Below are 17,258 nucleotides of genomic sequence, written 5' to 3'. Positions count from 1 at the left end.
TGGGACCCACCAGGGCAATCTAAGCCGGACCCACTTCGGGCGAAGCGGGGTGTCGCGGGCAACCTAACCGGGACCCACCTCCACCGTTGTTGCAACGTGTTTTCTGGTTGCTCAGGGTGGAGGTTCGGATGGAGTCTCGGGTGGAAATTTTCGCGCAGATCCGGCGTGACGCACGGGTGGAGGGCGTCTCGATCCGGGAGTTGGCCCGACGTTATGGCGTCGGGCGGCCAACGGTGCGGCAAGCCCTGCTGCAGGCGGAGCCGCTGCCACGGAAACCGCGGGTCCGGTCCGCACCGCGGCTGGACGCGTTCAAGAGAGTGATCGACGAGATGCTCCGCCTGGACACGGAGGCACCGAGGAAGCAGAAGCACACGGCACGGCGTGTCTTCGCCCGCCTCGCGGACGAGCATGGTGCGACGGATCTGTCGTATTCGACGGTCCGGAACTATGTCCGCCGGCGCCGCCCTGAGATCGATGCGGCCGCGGGCCGGCTGCAGGAGGTGTTCGTCCCGCAGGAGCACGCGCCAGGGGCCGAGGCGGAGGTTGATTTCGGGGAGGTCTGGGTGATCTTGGCCGGAGTGAAGACGAAGTGCCACATGTTCACCTTCCGCCTATCCCACTCGGGGAAAGCGATTCACCGGGTCTATCCAACGCAGGCGCAGGAGGCGTTCCTCGAGGGGCACATTGATGCGTTCGAGGACATCGGCGGGATCCCGACCCGGCACATTCGTTACGACAACTTGACGGACGCGGTCGTGAAAGTCATTTACGGCACGGGCCGGCAGCGCACCGAGAACGACCGCTGGGTGCTGTTTCGGTCGCACTACGGTTTCGACGCGTTCTATTGCCACCCCGGAATCGAAGGCGCCCATGAGAAAGGAGGCGTCGAAGGTGAAGTCGGCCGGTTCCGGCGCACACACCTGTCCCCGATGCCGGTCGTGGATTGTCTTGAACAGTTGAATGAGCGGATCCGTGGCTGGGATCTCGACGACGAGAACCGGCGCATCAGCGACCGAATCCGCACTGTCGCTCAGGACTTCGCTCTCGAACGACCGCTGCTCGCTCCGGTGACCGCGGATCGGTTCGAGCCTGGTTTGTCGTTGACTCCGCGGGTGAACCGGTCGAGCCTGATCCGGGTGCGGATGGCGAGTTACTCGGTGCCGGCCCGGTTCATCGGACGGCCCGTCCGTGTCGCGCTGCGGGCATCGGAGGTGATCGTCTTCGACGGCCGCACGGAGATCGCACGGCACCCGCGGGTGGTGGCTCTGCATGGTCAGAGCGTGAACCTTGACCACTATCTCGAAGTTCTCCAGCGCAAGCCCGGCGCCCTTCCCGGGTCGACAGCGCTGGCTCACGCCCGGGCGTCGGGCGCATTCACCTCGGCGCATGAAGCATTCTGGGCTGCCGCCCGGAAAACAGACGGTGACGCGGGAGGCACCAAGGCCCTGATCGATGTTCTCCTGCTGCACCGGACAATGGCAACGAACGACGTCGTCGGCGGGATCATGGCCGCGCTCACGGTCGGGGCTGTCACTGCGGACGTTGTCGCGGTCGAGGCCCGTCGCCACGAAGCCTTGGCTGGAACAGGTCGTCCTCCGGTCGAGGAAGTTCGAGGCCCTGAGCGGCGGGTCGTCAGTCTGACCCAGCGCCGCCTCGCGGACCCGGCCGCGGTGATCGCTGGCCTTCCCGCTGACACCAGGCCGTTGCCGAGCGTTTTCGCCTACGACCAGTTGCTGCGCTTACCCGATCGCACGACCCCACCCACAGCCGTCCCGGCTGGACAGAAAGGAACAGGCTCATGACCTCGGCTACCACCAGCATCACTACCACCCTCCGACGCCGCCGAGGGTTGACTGAAGAAGCCGCGAACGCTGCCATCGACGGCGCCTGCCGAAAGCTTCGACTGCCGACGATTCGCGCCGTCGTCGACGAGGCCACGACCGCAGCCGAGAAAGAACAGCTCTCCTATCAAGGGTTCCTCGCGGAACTGCTGCTGGCCGAATGTGATGACCGCGACCGACGCTCCTCTGTCCGCCGCGTGAAGGCCGCCGGGTTCCCCAGAGACAAGTGGTTGGGCGACTTCGATTTCGACGCCAACCCGAACATCAACCCCGCGACGATCAACACCCTCGCCACCGGAGAATGGGTGCGGAAAGGCCAACCTCTTTGCCTAATCGGGGACTCCGGGACCGGAAAATCACACCTGCTGATCGGCCTCGGAACCGCGGCGGCAGAGAAAGGGTTCCGAGTGAAATACACCCTCGCGACCCGGCTCGTGAACGAACTGGTCGAGGCCGCAGACGAGAAGAACCTCGCCCGCACCATCGCCCGCTATGGCCGCGTCGACCTCCTCATGATCGACGAACTCGGCTACATGGAACTCGACCGGCGAGGCGCCGAGCTGCTCTTCCAAGTCCTCACCGAAAGGGAAGAGAACAACTCGATCGCGATCGCGTCGAACGAGTCATTCTCCGGCTGGACGAAGACCTTCACCGACCCCCGCCTTTGCGCGGCGATCGTGGACCGCCTCACCTTCGGCGGGACGATCATCGAAACTGGCACCGACTCCTACCGCCTCGCCCACATGCAAAGACAGCAAGAGCAGATGCCCGTCTGAAGGCGTTGGCCAACAGAAGCAGTCGTCGTGTTCGACGGCTGCTCACCGGAGAGGGCTGACCAGAACGAGCCCGACCGGGCGGTGTTCCACCTGAAGTCAGGACGAGGGCAACCCGGCCAGACGCAGAACAGCAGCCAGACCAGCCGGGGTCCCCGGCCAGTGCTTCGTGATGGAATCGCTGCCCGCGCGCCTGGTCGCGAAGCGAAGAGCGATCGCTACGACCAACGCGTCGTCGGCATATCCCAACACCGGGATGAAATCCGGGATGAGGTCGATAGGCGAGATCAGATACACCAACAGCACGCCCAACCAGATCCGGACCCCGATCGGCACGGACCTGTCTGAAGCGAGACGCTTCAGCAGGCGCACGACGTCCGGGGCGAGACGAAGAAGATCCAGCAGCGACGCACGACCCGAGTGTTTGCGTTGCTCGAACCACAGCACAAGGACAAGCACCAGCCAGAACAGGACCAGCCCGACGACGACGCCGACAACAACCTGCCACCACTCCGACACGACTACGAATCCTCAGGGACTGCGCCGGCGTTCGGATTGGTGGAAATCCTCATGACACTATTCTCCCAGAGGATGACCGCAACAGGTGGAGGTGGGTCCCGGTTAGGTTGCCCGTGACACCCCGCTTCGCCCGAAGTGGGTCCGGCTTAGATTGCCCTGGTGGGTTCGACTTGGGTTGACATAGCCATAGGTGTGCGTTTTGGCGTGGGTATCCACGCCGATGACGTATTTGTATGTGTCAGCTACGGTGCTCACGAAGTGTCTTCTTCCGGTAAATGGTTCGTTATCCGGGCCTGGGAGAATCGTCGCGAGGCAGATCTCTAATGAGTCACACCCCCGCCGGAGCGTGGGTGGACGACCTTCTATGAAGCCATCGAAACGGGTCAGGCCGGCACCGACCTAGCCCAGCGGACAGGTCGTGTGAAAGCCACCGCTTGCGCGGGACAGATGGCTCTTGAGTCACGTTGGGAAAGGCCGATACCAGCTTGCCAGCCAGCCCCAGGCCAGCTACTAACCATTAGAGATGGCTCTAGACCAGTCTGCCCTGCTCGACCTGTTGGGAGAACTCAAACTCACCGACGTCACCGACCGAATCCGCGTCGCGACCGAAACGCTTTACCAAGAACTCATCAATGCGGAGGCCACCGCCCTCATCGGTGCCGGCCGTTTCCGACGTTCCGAGGACCGCACCACCCAACGCAACGGTACCCGCCCGCGTCTGTTGACGACCACGGCCCGAGACCTGCACCTGAAGATCCCCAAGCGGCGCCAGGGTTCATTCTTCCCCGCGCTCCTCGAGCGCCGCCGCCGGATGGACAGGCCCTGTTCGTCGTCGTTATGGAGGCTTGCCTCCACGGCGTCTCGACCCGGAAAGTCGACGACCTGGTCAAGGCCCTCGGCGCGGCTCATCGGGAAACCGGCGGGCGTCGGCGAGGGTGTCCTCCCAGAACTCGTCGAAGTCGTCTGGTTCGGCAACGAGCGAGCGGTACTCGCGGAGTTCCGGCAGGCTGCGGTTGTAGCGGGCATGGGAAAGGACCTTTCAGGCGTGCAGTGCACGAGCCCAGCTTCGAGCTCGTGAACGGTAGGGCGGATGCCGCCGGTACTACGGACCCTATGCGAGCGCAATCCCCGACGGACTTTGCACCTTGACGGCAGGACCGACACGCCTAAGAATCCCTGGTCAGCCCCGGCCCGTCGCGCGCTTCTTGTAGTAGTCCCGCCAGATCAGCCGGTGGACCGGGATCCACCGTGGGATGTCCCGCAGGCCGGGGATGAAGGGAACGAGCGTCAGTAGCACGCTCAGCAGGAGCATCAGGAGAACGACGAGCAGGTCGGCGTTCGGGGCGGAGGCGAATGGCTCGACCTGATACCAGAAGGAGAAGAGCCACAGCCACGATTGTCCGGGTGTGTTCCCCGTTTCGTTCATCATGCCCCACTGGTCGCCGGTGAGGTGCTGGGCGGTCGCGAGGTCGCCGAAGTACGCGCCGTCGCCCAGGAACAGGATGGTGCGGGTGTAGTCGGAGTTGTAGAACGACTGCTGGGCGTTCAGGACGCCGTCGAGTGCGCCCTGGCTCGCCATCCTGAGTAGGGCACCGGTCAGGACCGGGACGGGCCCGTAGTCGCCGGTGGCGACCTGGGCCGGGTCGCCGTCGGGGGCGTTCGTGAGGGCATCCGTGTATGCGGCGGTCCAGTCGGTCTTCTGGGTGTCGATCGCGGTGTTCCACGCGTCGAGGGCGGCGCTCGGGGGTACGTTGAGGGTCGTCAGCGGGGTGATCACGAGGTCCTGCGCCGTGTCGATCGGCAGTCGCACTCCGGAGAAGCTCTGCAGGTCGAAGGCCCCGATGGTCTGGGTCGCGTCAGGAGTGTTGTTGTAGGGCGGCCCGTAACCTGCGGAATCACTCGTTCCGCCGAGCTCGGCGGTCGCCGTCGCGACGAAGTCCGCCGGTTCTGCCTGCGCCCAGGACTTGAGGGTGACGCTCGGTTCGTCCGGCGAGCCGACGATCGCCGAGAGACCCACGATCAGGAGTCCGACGACGACGAGGGCAACGGTGAGTTCCTTGAAGAGGTCGTATTCGCGCACCCTTCCGCGCCAGGGGCGTCGGGCGAGGGCGTCGCGATTGGAGCGGGACGTCGTTGCGGTGCTCATTGCGTCGCCTCCGCCTGTTCCGGGTTCGCGTCCGGTCGGGCCGCTGGACTGTGGCCGAGCGCTGTACCGTCGCCGAGCAGCACTTCGCCACTCAGCTGGGCGTCGCTCTCAGCCGCGTCGATCGGGGGGACGACCCCGTGCATCCGCACCAGGATCACGTGCAGCGCGACGACGGCTCCGACCGCGAGGGGCAGCAGCACGATGTGGAAGCCGAAGATCTGGCCGAGGTTGGCCACGTTGAACCAGGCTCCGATGCCGGAGGCGTTGAGTGCGTCCTTGCCTTCGAAGGCGATCCACTGCGAGTCGAAGTTGGTCTGGAGCAGGTACCCGGTGAATGCCGCGACGATCGAGACGAGGAAGGCGGCCATCCCGGTGATCCAGGTGAGCGTTCGCCCGCCTCGCCAGGCGGCCATCCAGTACTTGCCCCAGAGGTGCACGACCATGGTGATGAAGAAGACCTCGACGCTCCAGAGGTGCACGCTGTTCACGAAGTGGCCGAAGTCGGAGATGTGGTACCAGGCCGGGCCGTTCAGGCTGAGCACGACCCCTGAGACGACGATGAACACGAGCGAGACGATGGCGCCCATGCCGAAAACGTAGATCCAGGATGCGACGTAGCTGGGCTGGTCCTGTGGCAGCAGCTTGTCGGCGGGCAGGTGCTTGAGCAACCAGCCGCGAGCTTTCCCTGTCCAGGTGTAGTACTCCTCGGCGGGTTCACTCTTCTGCTCCTCGCGGATGCTCATGGGCGTTTCTTCCCACTCGGGAACGGGAGAACGAGGGCCAGCAGAAACAGCAGGATGATCACGATGATCACGATGAGATTGCCGAGTTGGATCTGGAATGCCCCCCAGCCGACATAGATGCCTGGACTGTCCTGAGTCGCAAAGTAACTGATGAGCGGATTCATTGCGGCTCCATTGCTCGGGATATCGGCCAGCCACGGGTGGATCCGAGCGACTGTGTCCCGATGAAACTCACGTTATTCCCGTTCGGGAAAATCTGCTCATCGTTCCGTGGGGAAAGAACCTGAGACTACGTTCAGGAAGGAGTGCTGCGGAAGGCGCGGTCAGGACTCCGGGTGGGCGCCGAGTTTGGCGCGAAGAGATCAGCCCTGGCCTTCGAGGATGATCTGCGCGCATCGCCCCGTCGCAGCGTTCACGACGATCGGCGCCATGAGGTTCACGGTCGTGCCGCCCTCGCGCGGGTTGGTCACGACGAGAACGAGTGCCTGGTCGGGACCGGCGAGATCGAGGGCGCGGTCGTCGGTGACGACGGGGGATTAGTCCGGCAGGTAGATCACGGCGTCGAGCACGAACGCCGGATGTGCCGGTCGTCCGCGGACGGCAGCGTGGACAGGCCGTCCGCGCCGGCGATCTCCGTGAGGTCGAACTCGGTCAGCGAGTCGAGCCCGGGCGGTGGGAGACGAATGTCAGAGTGGCGCTCACTGGACGCGGTGTGATGTCGGTGAGCCAGAGCCGGTTATCGGCATCGGCGGTGAACTCGTGCCGAGGTCGCAGCCCTCCGGGTCTTTTGCAACCACGGGCCGCTGCCTGGCACACGTGCGTGCCAAGACCGACCTGCGCGCCGATGGCCCGCGCGGTTTTCACAACATCGCCGGTAGCTATGCGCATGCGCACGCCGAGTCGGGTCAACTGGGCTATCAGCGCGGCCGCGTCAGGCCGGGGCGGATCAGCCAAACCCACAACTCCCAACAAACACAACCGGAGCTGCTAGCCATCGGTAGTGGGGCTGACTAGAGAGCTTAAGGACCCGACACGTCACCGTGATGGAAATCCCGTCAACGGCGAGCTCAGCCACGAGAGGGTAGAACCTTTTCCCGGCGGGTTCGCCTGCGACAAATACGCAGCCGCCCGCCGCAGGATTTCGACTTCCTTCAGCAACCGGATCCGCTTCTGCGCCTCCCCATGCCCGGCCGACTCGGTGCGTATCTGGCCAGATTTGGTTCCGTCATCTCACTGCGGGGCGCTGCAGCCACTTCTGCAACGTCATCGCGTGAGCGCCGAATTCTCTCGCGATCTGCTCGATCGTTGTCACACCAGGTTCACGGTTACGCGCCGTGCCCACAACGCAACACGGACACCCTAATACTGAACGGTCTTGAGGCTAAGCGGTATGGGGCCGCACTGGTGCGCTGAACCACTCGGGCCCGCATAAACTTTTGGCGGTTCTGGACATCGGACTTCTCCTTGCGTCCCGGGAGATTCTCGTCCGGCAACTGCGCACGTGCACACGTGCGCACGTGCACACGACCGAAAGGTGAACGCGGTGCTTCACACCAGCATTCCGAGCCCGACTATCAGTTATTTCGATCTCGGGCCCCTCCGCGTTCACTTCTACGCGCTGTGCATCTTGACCGGCATCATTATCGCCGTCTGGATGTCTTCGGCCCGGTTGACCGCCCGCGGCGGCAAACCGGGCATGGTGATAGACATCGCCATGTGGACCGTCCCGATCGGAATCGTCGGAGGCCGCCTGTACCACGTCGTCACGCATCCGACCGATTACTTCTTCCCCGGCGCAGACCTGTGGAAGGTGCTGTTCGTCTGGGAAGGCGGACTCGCCATCTTCGGCTCGATTCTGTTCGGCAGCATCGGGGCATACATCGGCTGCCGCCGGGCCGGGATCCGGTTCTTCTCCTTCGCCGACGCTCTCGCACCCGGGCTGCTCCTCGCGCAGGCATTCGGCCGCTTCGGGAACTACTTCAACCACGAGCTCTACGGCGGCCCGACGACCCTCCCCTGGGGCCTCGAGATCGAATCGACCAACGCAGCCTTCCCCGCCGGGTTGCCGGCCGGGACCCTCTTCCAGCCGTTGTTCCTCTACGAGATGATCTGGAACACGATCGGCGTCGTCCTGATCATCTTCGTGCTCGAGCGCCGCTTCAACCTCCGCTGGGGCAGGGCTCTCGGCTTCTACCTGCTCTGGTACGGCGCCGGACGGGCGTTCCTCGAGTCGCTCCGCCTGGACCCGACCGAGTATTTCCTCTTCGGCCTCAAGATCAACGTGGACGTCGCGCTCCTCGCCGCCATCGCCGGGATCGTGCTCATCATCGTCCAGACCCGACGACACCCCGGCCCGGAAACATCCATCTACCGGAACCCACAGTTACCCCCGATCGATGACCTGGCGGTGATGGAGGCCCCGTCCGGTTCACACACGGGTGGAGGCACAGCCGTGGATCTGCCGGGTGGCCAGGTGAGCGACAGCCGCCGGGACGCCTGACACAGTCGGGAGCAGATTAGTGGCGTCCAGTCAGACGAACCTCATGCTGTTCTGGGTAGACGAGTGAACGGTGTTGCGAGAAAACGAAAGGCTCGAGCCGTCGTTGCGAGGTAAGCGAAGTCCGATGGTCTGCGGCCCCGGGTCCAGCGGCTGGCGGCCATCCTGGAATTGGATCTCGATGCCTTCTCCGGGCGGGCGGAGCTCTGGGCGTTGCTCGCGGCGTACCACCGCCGCTGACCGACGCCGTTCACCATCGCCGAGCCGACCGGGCGGTGGTCTACCGGGGTGCGACGACCTCGCTATACAGCTCCGGCCTCCGGTCGCCGAACGCATCGCACAACGGCGTGATGGTCTTGTCCCGGGACAGGAGCAGATCCAGGTCGGCCATCGCGATCCCCGACGCGTCGGCGGTGGCGACGACCCAGCCGTGCTCGTTGATGATGGAGCTCGCCTCGTTCCAGTCCTGGCCGCGCTCGGTGCCGCTGCGGTCGCAGCAGACGACGCCGACATGGTTGGTATATGCGGCAGCCATGGCGACCGTGACCTCTGGGACTCGCTCGCCCTCTGGTACGGTTTCCCGCGGCCAATTGGTGGGCACGACGATCAGCTCGGCCCCGCGCAGAGCCAAGCTGCGGGTCATCTCGGGGAACTCCAGGTCGTAACAGATGAGGACGCCAAGCCGGCCGAGCGCGGTGTCCACGACAGGGGGGACGGCCGTGCCGGGCGTGAAGACGAGCTTCTCCCGATCCCACAGGTGAGTCTTGCGGTAGCTCCCCAGGACGCCGGAGCCGTCGACGACGGCGAGGCTGTTGTAGACGAGGCCGTCGGCACCGAGTTCGGCGAAGCCGCCGACGACGACGCCGTCGACGCCGGCCACCGCTAGTGCCCACTGCGCGAACACGGGATGGTCCGTCGTCACGGCGACGGACCGGGCCTCCTCCTGCGAGGAGAACATGTAGCCCGTGGTGACCAGTTCGGGCAGCACGACCAGTCGGGCGCCTGCCGCCACCGATTCGCGCACGGCGGCCACGGATCGTTCGACGTTGCCGGCCAGGTCGGGAATGACCGGTGCCAGCTGTCGACACGCAATGCGGATCATGTCTTACTCCTTGTCTCGTGGCCGACGTGCGTTGTGTTGCTCCGTATCGCGGCCGGAGGTGATCATTCGTGAAAGGGCCGGGCCGGTGACCAGGGAGGTCACAGGCCCGGCCGTTTCACCCCGTCAGGCCCTAGTCGATGAGAGCGCCCGCGAGGTCTTCCTGCTCCTGCGAGGCGAGCTCGAGAGCGTCGGCCTGCTCGTCGGCGAGTTGCCGTTCGGCCGCGACGTCCAGGTTCCTGGTGAACAGCCAGTAGAGCAGCGCACCGATCGGCAGGCCGACGAAGAGCGCGACGTCGACGCCGCCCATCGCCTGCGAAACGAACCCGACGTAGAAGCCCGAGATGTCAAAGAACGGGGTCATGCACGCAAACGCGACCAGGTAAGCGGTGATGCCCGCCCAGCCCCAACGGCCGTAGATGCCATTGGGTTTGAAGATCTCCGTGATCGCGTAGTGGCCCTTCCGCACGATGAAGTAGTCGGTGAGGTTGATCGCCGTCCACGGGATGAAGAAGTACAAGACGAGCAGGAGGAAGTCCGCGAAGAAGACCGCAAAGTTGCTCGAGGCATAGAGCGAAAGGACGCCGGAGATGCCGGCGGTGATCGCGACGGTGACGATTCGAACGGTTACGGTCGGTCTCACCTTGCGGATGCTGTCGATCGAGGAGATGAGGGTGAGGGATCCGCCGTACATGTTCAGCACGATGACCGCGACCAGGCCAAGAGCGATCACGAGCAGCGCGATCGTGCCGAAGCCGGGAAAGAGGCTATCGGCCACGCCCTGGATGGCGGTGATCGGATCGCCGGCGTCGAAGTCCGTGACGGCCGCGGCGAGGTACGCGCCGAGGAAGATCAGCCAGGCGCCGCCGATGGCGCTGCCCCAGAACGTCCAGCGGAAGGTACTGCGACTGGGCGTTTCGGCGGGCAGGTAGCGCGAGTAGTCGGAGACGTAGATTGCCCAGGAGATCTGGTACCCGGCGACGACGCCCAGCTGGGAGAAGAATGCGACTGGATTGAAATCGCCGAGATCGAAGGCCCCGGTGGGCAGGTGCAGATTGACGAGCGCCGAGAAGGTCAGGAGTGCCAGGACGACGACCGTCACGTACGTGAGGTAGCGCTCCATCTTGTGGATGAGGTCGTAGCCGAAGAGGGCGACGACGGCGCCGACGATGGTGACCGCCCAGAACCAGAATGGAGAGACGACCGGGTCGGAATGGAGCGCTCCGCTGATCGCGTTGCCTGCGAGGACCGTGTTGAACACGTTGAAACCTGCGTACTGGAGGAAGGCGAAGAGCCACACGAGGAGGGCGCCAACGTAGCCGAACTGCGGTCGCGACTGGATCATTTGCGGCAGACCGAGCTTCGGGCCCTGCGATGAGTGTGCCGCCATGAAGACGGTGCCGATGACCAGCCCGATGGTGATCGCGATGAGCGACCAGACCAGGTTTCCGCCAGCGGCGAAACTTACGACTCCGATCGCGAGGGTCGCGATCTGTGCGTTGCACATGAACCAGAGCGGCCCGATGTGCCAGACCTTGCCGTGCCGCTCGTTTTTGGGCACGTAGTCGATGGAACGGACTTCCAGACCACGGTTCTTGGTTGGGCTTTCTTCGGTCACAAATCTCTCCTTTGAAATTTCGGGACGCTCAGCGCTGATAGGTGAAAAAAGTACACGCTGCCTTACCCAAACGATGTTGCCATAACGGCAGATTGGAGATTCCTTGTGCCAGTTTGGCAGCCGATTGACCGCCTCGCGGGAGTATCCGTCGTATTTCACCGGGTTTCATCCAAAGTCGTAGAATTGGGGTTCGTGAAGATCGACCAAGACTGTCCGGGTGAGCCTCGGTGAACCGGAGGATTTCGCCGTGACAGTATCAGCGGCATTGCCCCTTGATGACTCGGACCGATTCAATGGTGTGATCACAGGGGTGCGCGATCCTCGCCGGCTCAAGGCTGTCGCCGACGCAGACCTGCACGGGTCTTTGGCTGACCCTGATCTGGACGCGGTGGTTGCCACCTTGCGCCTGGCTTGCGCGGCGCCGATGGTCGTCGTGAACATCGTCAGTGCCGACCGGCAAACTTACGCGGCGGAAGTTGGTGTCGGGGCAGAATGCACCTCAGTACCGGACGCACTGTCCTTTTGTGCGGAGGTAGTTGACACGGGTCGGGCCACGATGGTCTCCGATGCCGCTGCGCATCCCATCTACTGGCAGAACCCGATGGTACTTAGCGGCGTCATCGGTTCATACGCGGGCGTCCCGCTTATCGATAACGGCGTGGTTCTTGGCAGCGTGGCCATCTTCGACCACCATGCGCGAGTGTTCTCCGCTGACGTCCTGGACATTCTTCGTCACCAAGGGAAACTGGCTGGGTCTGTCCTCGCACTGCGCCGTTCGGCCCGCACGGACGCGCTGACCGGGTTGCCCAACCGTGCCCTTTACGGGGACCGCCTCGCAGGTGCGCTGGCCAGACTTGAGCGCAACGGCGGAATGGTCTGCGTGATGTACCTCGACATCGACGACTTCAAGATCATCAACGACACTCTCGGGCACGGTGGGGGCGACGATATCCTTATCGAGCTGGGGAGGAGACTGGCCAGCGTATTGCGCCCCACCGATACGGTCGCGCGCTTCGGTGGGGATGAGTTCGTGAGCCTTTGCGAGAACTTCGGTGGCGTCGGCGATGCCGAACAGTTGGCGGCTCGGGTCGTGGCCGCTACCGCCGAGCCATGGGACGTCCAGGGCTGGTTTATGCCTGTGCACGTGAGCATTGGATTCGCCGTGACGGATTCTGCCACAACAGAGCCAGCGGCATTGCTCGATGACGCCGACACCGCTATGTACATGGCGAAGAAGGTTCCTGGCTCCATGTGGGTATAGGCACCCGCCAGCGGACAGAGCCGCAAACGCCTCATCGTTGAGCCGTCCCACCAGGGGGCTATGGCTTAGCCGTTGGTGGGTGGCGCGGGCGTCGAGGACTGATCAGATGATGGGGCGCCTGGCGGAGTGCCGGTTAGCCAAGCGACGACCAAGAATGCGCCGATCAACCCAACGACGATGAGCACCCCTGCCACAGAGCCTCTGAAAGCAACCCCGGAGACCACAATCAGGGCCACGAAGGCTGCAGACGCGACGGCTCCTTTCCAGCTGAGTATCCGCCATCCCCAACCAACGTATTTCTTGGGCCCGAACCAGGCTTTCTTCGTGAACCGTCCCGCTCTTGCGTCCATGACGAAAATCGTAGCCCGGTATCCCGTGCTCGTTCCGAAAACAGTGGAAAGCATCTCCGATTTTGAGCCACGCAATTTTGCTGGCCGGGATGTGCAACGGAAATGTCGTGAGTCCCGTCCTCCCCGCGGTCACGGATGAGGTCGTGCGGCGAGAGTTCCGCGTCGTCCGCAGGAGGGTGTTTAGTGCGTCCGGTCCGGCCCGGTCCTTGCCACGTCTGAGCGCGGCGACGTTTGAGGGGTGGGCGGCTATGTGGTACCCGAGGAGCCCAAGAGCAAGCCGATTGCGAACGTGGACAACAGTGCCAGCGCGCCGCCTAGGACCATCCTGAACGTGGCCCGTCCTCGTGAGCTGCCTCCCAGATGACCTGCAAGTGCCCCTGAAATGGCGAGAACGAGGAGCACGGCCAGGAATGTGACCGGCACCCTCCATGCGTCAGGTGGGAGCAAGATCGCTGCTAGGGGAATGATCCCACCACAAATGAACGCGACAGCCGACGCCAATGCAGCGTTCCACGGGCTTGCAACATCGTTTTCGTCGATGTTTAGCTCAATCGCGAGATGCGCCGCCAAGGCATCATGTTCGGTCAACTCTCCCGCCACTTGTCGCGCAGTTTCAGGGGACAAGCCCCGCGCTTGGTGCATGCCTGCGAGTTCTTCCAGTTCTTGCTCCGGCGTTTCAGCGAGTTCGCGTTTCTCCGTCGCAATCAACGCCTGTTCACTGTCACGCTGGCTGCTCACAGACACATATTCGCCTAAAGCCATTGAAACAGCGCCGCCCATGAGCGCCGCAACGCCAGCAGTCAGAATAGGTCCGACCACGTGGGTTGCACCAGCTACCCCGACCACAATCGCCGCCACTGACACGATGCCGTCATTGGCCCCCAGCACTCCCGCGCGCAACCAGTTCAGCCGGGTCGACAGGCCCCCACCCTGATGGGGCTCATCAGGGTGCGAGTCTAGAGGCTCCCGTTTGCCCCGATCCGACATAAGCCGAGTAAACCACATCTCACTCCGCCGAACGCACCGTGGCGCTCCACGCTTTGGCCATCGCTTTGGCCACGGTTGTCTTGGCCGCAATCATCGGGGCCGTCAGCCGATTGCATCTCCTCCGCGGTCCCACGCTGACCGGACAGCGACACTTTCCGTAGCGCGCCTGCATTCCGAAATGCACACCGACGAAGGTGGCCGGACTCACCGACAAGGTACTGTAACCATGGTATGCCTTGGCCACCTCGGCGCTGCCCGGATTTAATCGCTGACGTGAGGAACGCTATGACGGTCGAGGAATTGCCTGAAAGTGTCCTGCCGGGCGCGGACATTGCCTCGGAACGGACCGGTCAGGGAAACGGAAAGAGAAACCCGGTTTCGCGTTTTTTCGGTCTCCTTGGTCCGGGTTTAGTTACCGGTGCCGCCGATGACGACCCATCAGGGATCGCGACGTATTCCCAGGCCGGCGCGACGTACGGCAACAGCATGTTGTGGACGGTCCCTTTAACGCTTCCGTTAATGATGGCTGTGCAAGAGATCTGTGACCGGATGGCCCTAGCCACCGGGCAGAGCCTCGGCGCGCTGATCCGTCGACGCTTCAGCCGCGGATTCCGGGTTGCGATCGGGATTCTTTTGGCCTTGCTGATCATTGCGAATTGTCTGAACCTGGCCGCGGACCTGAATGCGATCGGTCAGGGCATGAACCTGCTGCACGCGGGACCCGCGTTTCTGTGGGCCGCGATCGCCGGTATTGCCATTGTTGTGGCCGTGACGGCGGGGTCCTTCGCGATGATCGGCCGGATCTTCAAATGGTTGTGCATGGTTCTTCTGGTCTACGTCGGAGTCCTCTTCGTTTCCAACGTAGATTGGGCCGACGTTGCCCGCGGCCTCACCGGCGGGCAGATCCAGTTCTCCCCGGCGTACTTCGGTTTGATCGTCGGGGTCTTAGGTACCACCATCTCGCCGTACATGTTCTTCTGGCAGTCCGCGCAACGCATCGAGGAACTCCGCGCCGAAAAACGTGGCGGCGATCACGCGCCGGCCCTGGACGAGAGGCCAAGGCCGGAAGCGGCCCGACGGCTACGCAATGGACGAGTGGACGTGTTCACCGGGATGGCCTTTAGCGTGCTGATCATGTTCGCCATCATTGCCTCCTCCGCAGCCACCCTCGGCGCACACAACACCCCCGTCACCAGCGCAGCCGAGGCAGCCCAAGCACTCGAACCAATTGCCGGCAACTACGCCGGTATCCTCTTCGCTCTGGGTTTCATCGGCTCTGGGGTACTCGCAGTGCCCGTGCTCGCCGCATCCGGCGCTGCGGGGATGGCAGGGCTTTTGAACAAGAACTGGGGTCTTGACCGGTCCCCCCGGAGAGCACCCCTGTTCTACGCCCTCCTCGGCGTTGGTATCATCGCCGGCACCATCCTCGCTATCGTCTCCACCGACCCGATCGGACTTCTCGTGCTCTCCGCGATCGTGAACGGCATCGCCGCCGGCCCGTTCCTGATCGTGATGATGCTCATCTCCCGCGACAGAACCATCATGGGTAAATACCGAAACGGTAAGCTCGCCGCAACCATGGGCTGGACCGCCACCGCAATCATGTGCGTCGCCGGCGCATACGGCATCTGGTACACCCTCATCGGAAACTAACCAGTCGAAGCGACAGCTGAAGTTTGGACCCAATGGCTTTGGTAGCAGAAACCGGCCTGCACATCCTCGTCGACGAGCGGGCGGATACGTTGATGCGCACGCGGGCATAAAACAGTGGCACCTCACGCCGGAATGGTCACAGGCGCAGATCCCATCCGAAACGAAACCCTCGTCTGGCCGCCGTTTCTTCGCGCCCGATCGAAAACTCCGATCGGGTTCCCGACACGAGGGACTGTGCCTGCTGGATTCTTAGGCCGGCATAGAGCAGCGTGATGTAAGCGAGTTGGAAGGGAAAGACCATCGAAATCAGCACCGCGTCTTTGGCCGCAGCGACCGGCTCGTCGTGATCGAGCTCTAGGTGCTTGCCGCGCAGCACTACCTTGCCCACCTTTCTCAATCGCCCGAGGTCCCGGCTGACGCTTTCGCGAAGACGGCGATTCAGTGGCAGAGCCACGAGTATGCAGGCAAGGGCCTCGGCGAAGAACGCAGATTCTGCCGCGAAGGACAGCTGCACGCCGATTTCCGAGATGGCGGAAGTGCTCCACCGGGCGAGAACGGTGAACAGTACGCGCTGAGTGTCCTCTGGCGTGACGAGCGGCTTGCGAATCACGCCGGCGCCCGTACTTCGGCTGAATTGACCGGCACCACCCCCGAAGTCAGTTCAGGGGACGTGAGATCGGACGACGCTGATGTCATTGTCTCGCGGCGGAGGAATATGCAGAGGCCCGCGCGCTCGGATTGGTTGGGGAGCCATGACGATAGCTCGCGTTTCGCGGCGGCTGGGCGGGTACTTAGAGCGTATTAGTGGACTCAGCGTGGAGGACGCATTATGCAACACAGTGTGGAATCCGGCGGATTCGAGGATCTGAAAGTTGTACGGGTCTCGGCCACCGAATGGCGGGTCAGTGGGCGTTCGTTCGAAGAGCAGAGCCCCGCAGCATTCTGGGGCCTCGTTTGCCAGTGTGGTGAAGCATTCAGTGTGATGCGTCCCGGACGTTTTCCGGAATGGCGTACTTATTGCAGCTTCGATAGGGCGTTGGCGAGCTTTGCAGATCACTCTGACTGAACCGTGCCTGGATGTGGCCCGTCCTACGGTTTCGCTTTACACCAGGGTCACGTCCCGCTGGGTGTAATTCATTGTCGTCCTGCGATCAGCTCAATTTGGCGCCGTCGCTTGTCAGAATCTGGCCATCAGATTGATCTGGCAGTAGTCCCAAGGCGCGCACTCGGCGGTAGATGGTAGCTCGGGACATTCCGAGGTCGAGCGCGACCTGAGCTGCTGTCTCTCCACCCTCTATAATTCGGCGGGCGTTGCGGACCTGGCTGTCAGTGCTGATCCGCGAGCGACCGCCCAGATCCTTGCCCGCCGCACGGCGTTTAACGATCGAGCCAACCACACGCTCTCGCTTGATTTCGCGTTCCATCTGTCCGAGCGCCGCCATGATCGTGAACAACATGGACCCCATCGGAACTTCCTGATTCTCGCCCTACGTCAAACGGCGGACTTGCTCTGAGCTACTGGCCTCACTCACCCTGACGTAGGGAGGCTAGCGACAAAGACCCAGTAGGGGACATCGACAACACACCGGCGGTTGGTTCTAAATCGTGCGCTTTGTGCGAGGATCTGGGGATGGAGCAGGTGCAGGACTTTCGATCAACAATTTTTCATGCTGGCACGAGGGCGAGCGTGGCTTTCATCGTTGGCGTGCTCGTTGGCGTCGCCTCTGGTCTGATTGTGAAATGGGCATTCGCGCCGGCTATCGGTTGGGTT

16 protein-coding genes and 2 pseudogenes are annotated in these 17,258 nt (G+C 63.3%); 6 read left to right on the top strand and 12 right to left on the bottom strand.

What is annotated here, in order from left to right:
* The first annotated feature begins 128 nt into the window (after window positions 1–128).
* Both istA and istB read left to right on the top strand, forming a co-directional pair.
* Window positions 129–1,802 carry an IS21 family transposase gene (gene istA, locus QN357_RS06205; protein WP_322136713.1) on the top strand — a complete coding sequence of 558 codons (1,674 nt, stop codon included), beginning with the start codon at window positions 129–131 and terminating at the stop codon, window positions 1,800–1,802.
* Window positions 1,799–2,617, top strand: a complete 819-nt coding sequence (gene istB, locus QN357_RS06200) for an IS21-like element helper ATPase IstB (RefSeq protein WP_322136712.1) — start codon at window positions 1,799–1,801, stop codon at window positions 2,615–2,617. The genes istA and istB overlap by 4 nt, the downstream gene beginning before the upstream one ends.
* Window positions 2,618–2,713: 96 nt before the next feature.
* Here the strand turns inward: istB and QN357_RS06195 are convergent, their stop codons facing one another.
* The gene (locus QN357_RS06195; RefSeq protein ID WP_322136711.1) at window positions 2,714–3,133 is read right to left on the bottom strand and encodes a YkvA family protein; all 420 of its coding nucleotides are present in this window, start codon (window positions 3,131–3,133) and stop codon (window positions 2,714–2,716) included.
* 523 nt (window positions 3,134–3,656) lie between these two features.
* On the opposite strand from QN357_RS06195, the pseudogene QN357_RS06190 reads away from it, so the two are divergent.
* Window positions 3,657–4,033 (top strand): annotated as a pseudogene (locus QN357_RS06190) (transposase); the annotation flags it as partial.
* Here QN357_RS06190 and QN357_RS06185 read toward each other — a convergent pair.
* The 6 genes from QN357_RS06185 to QN357_RS19530 form a co-directional block, all read right to left on the bottom strand.
* Window positions 4,020–4,139 carry an acetylxylan esterase gene (locus QN357_RS06185; protein ID WP_323504678.1) on the bottom strand — a complete coding sequence of 40 codons (120 nt, stop codon included), beginning with the start codon at window positions 4,137–4,139 and terminating at the stop codon, window positions 4,020–4,022. The pseudogene QN357_RS06190 and the gene QN357_RS06185 sit on opposite strands and share 14 nt — an antisense overlap.
* Window positions 4,140–4,313: 174 nt before the next feature.
* Complete coding sequence (locus QN357_RS06180) at window positions 4,314–5,279, bottom strand: hypothetical protein (RefSeq protein WP_322136710.1); 966 nt, start codon at window positions 5,277–5,279, stop codon at window positions 4,314–4,316.
* Window positions 5,276–6,022, bottom strand: coding sequence for a cytochrome b N-terminal domain-containing protein (locus tag QN357_RS06175; RefSeq protein ID WP_322136709.1), 747 nt, complete (start codon window positions 6,020–6,022; stop codon window positions 5,276–5,278). The genes QN357_RS06180 and QN357_RS06175 overlap by 4 nt, the downstream gene beginning before the upstream one ends.
* Window positions 6,019–6,186: a hypothetical protein gene (locus tag QN357_RS06170; RefSeq protein WP_322136708.1), complete on the bottom strand. Its 168-nt coding sequence runs from the start codon at window positions 6,184–6,186 to the stop codon at window positions 6,019–6,021. Before QN357_RS06170 ends, QN357_RS06175 begins: the two co-directional genes overlap by 4 nt.
* A gap of 198 nt (window positions 6,187–6,384) precedes the next feature.
* A complete protein-coding gene (gene fliW, locus QN357_RS06165) occupies window positions 6,385–6,492 on the bottom strand; it encodes a flagellar assembly protein FliW (RefSeq protein ID WP_322136707.1) in 108 nt (35 codons plus the stop codon).
* A gap of 181 nt (window positions 6,493–6,673) precedes the next feature.
* Complete coding sequence (locus QN357_RS19530) at window positions 6,674–6,982, bottom strand: HAD family hydrolase (protein ID WP_369125154.1); 309 nt, start codon at window positions 6,980–6,982, stop codon at window positions 6,674–6,676.
* 583 nt (window positions 6,983–7,565) lie between these two features.
* Between QN357_RS19530 and lgt the strand changes: the two genes are divergently transcribed.
* Window positions 7,566–8,522: a prolipoprotein diacylglyceryl transferase gene (gene lgt / locus QN357_RS06155; protein ID WP_322136706.1), complete on the top strand. Its 957-nt coding sequence runs from the start codon at window positions 7,566–7,568 to the stop codon at window positions 8,520–8,522.
* A gap of 277 nt (window positions 8,523–8,799) precedes the next feature.
* Here lgt and QN357_RS06150 read toward each other — a convergent pair whose 3' ends face one another.
* Both QN357_RS06150 and QN357_RS06145 read right to left on the bottom strand, forming a co-directional pair.
* On the bottom strand, window positions 8,800–9,621 hold the full coding sequence (locus QN357_RS06150; protein ID WP_322189222.1) for a nitrilase-related carbon-nitrogen hydrolase: 822 nt from the start codon (window positions 9,619–9,621) through the stop codon (window positions 8,800–8,802).
* Between the two features lie 130 nt (window positions 9,622–9,751).
* Complete coding sequence (locus QN357_RS06145) at window positions 9,752–11,236, bottom strand: cytosine permease (protein ID WP_322136705.1); 1,485 nt, start codon at window positions 11,234–11,236, stop codon at window positions 9,752–9,754.
* Window positions 11,237–11,453: 217 nt separating this feature from the next.
* Here QN357_RS06145 and QN357_RS06140 point away from each other — a divergent pair, with 217 nt between their 5' ends.
* The gene (locus QN357_RS06140; RefSeq protein ID WP_322136704.1) at window positions 11,454–12,497 is read left to right on the top strand and encodes a sensor domain-containing diguanylate cyclase; all 1,044 of its coding nucleotides are present in this window, start codon (window positions 11,454–11,456) and stop codon (window positions 12,495–12,497) included.
* A 596-nt stretch (window positions 12,498–13,093) separates the two neighbouring features.
* On the opposite strand, the gene QN357_RS06135 is transcribed toward QN357_RS06140, so the two are convergent.
* On the bottom strand, window positions 13,094–13,834 hold the full coding sequence (locus QN357_RS06135; RefSeq protein ID WP_322136703.1) for a VIT family protein: 741 nt from the start codon (window positions 13,832–13,834) through the stop codon (window positions 13,094–13,096).
* 285 nt (window positions 13,835–14,119) lie between these two features.
* Here QN357_RS06135 and QN357_RS06130 point away from each other — a divergent pair, with 285 nt between their 5' ends.
* On the top strand, window positions 14,120–15,487 hold the full coding sequence (locus QN357_RS06130) for an Nramp family divalent metal transporter (protein ID WP_322136702.1): 1,368 nt from the start codon (window positions 14,120–14,122) through the stop codon (window positions 15,485–15,487).
* A 136-nt stretch (window positions 15,488–15,623) separates the two neighbouring features.
* Here the strand turns inward: QN357_RS06130 and QN357_RS06125 are convergent, their stop codons facing one another.
* Both QN357_RS06125 and QN357_RS06120 read right to left on the bottom strand, forming a co-directional pair.
* The gene (locus tag QN357_RS06125; protein ID WP_322136701.1) at window positions 15,624–16,097 is read right to left on the bottom strand and encodes a hypothetical protein; all 474 of its coding nucleotides are present in this window, start codon (window positions 16,095–16,097) and stop codon (window positions 15,624–15,626) included.
* Window positions 16,098–16,638: 541 nt separating this feature from the next.
* A pseudogene (locus QN357_RS06120) lies at window positions 16,639–16,956 on the bottom strand (helix-turn-helix domain-containing protein); the annotation flags it as partial.
* Window positions 16,957–17,258: the final 302 nt, after the last annotated feature.

The organism is Cryobacterium sp. RTC2.1, from assembly GCF_035018685.1.
Classification (GTDB): domain Bacteria; phylum Actinomycetota; class Actinomycetes; order Actinomycetales; family Microbacteriaceae; genus Cryobacterium; species Cryobacterium glucosi.
This window is presented reverse-complemented; position numbering and strand designations above follow the sequence as displayed.

Excerpts from the sequence above, each read along its gene's own strand:
- QN357_RS06175 (WP_322136709.1), bottom strand. The coding sequence starts at position 6,022 with ATGAGCATCCGCGAGGAGCAGAAGAGTGAACCCGCCGAGGAGTACTAC.
- istA (WP_322136713.1), top strand. The coding sequence starts at position 129 with ATGGAGTCTCGGGTGGAAATTTTCGCGCAGATCCGGCGTGACGCACGG.
- QN357_RS06170 (WP_322136708.1), bottom strand. The coding sequence starts at position 6,186 with ATGAATCCGCTCATCAGTTACTTTGCGACTCAGGACAGTCCAGGCATC.
- QN357_RS06180 (WP_322136710.1), bottom strand. The coding sequence starts at position 5,279 with ATGAGCACCGCAACGACGTCCCGCTCCAATCGCGACGCCCTCGCCCGA.
- istB (WP_322136712.1), top strand. The coding sequence starts at position 1,799 with ATGACCTCGGCTACCACCAGCATCACTACCACCCTCCGACGCCGCCGA.
- QN357_RS06135 (WP_322136703.1), bottom strand. The coding sequence starts at position 13,834 with ATGTCGGATCGGGGCAAACGGGAGCCTCTAGACTCGCACCCTGATGAG.
- QN357_RS06130 (WP_322136702.1), top strand. The coding sequence starts at position 14,120 with ATGACGGTCGAGGAATTGCCTGAAAGTGTCCTGCCGGGCGCGGACATT.
- QN357_RS06150 (WP_322189222.1), bottom strand. The coding sequence starts at position 9,621 with ATGATCCGCATTGCGTGTCGACAGCTGGCACCGGTCATTCCCGACCTG.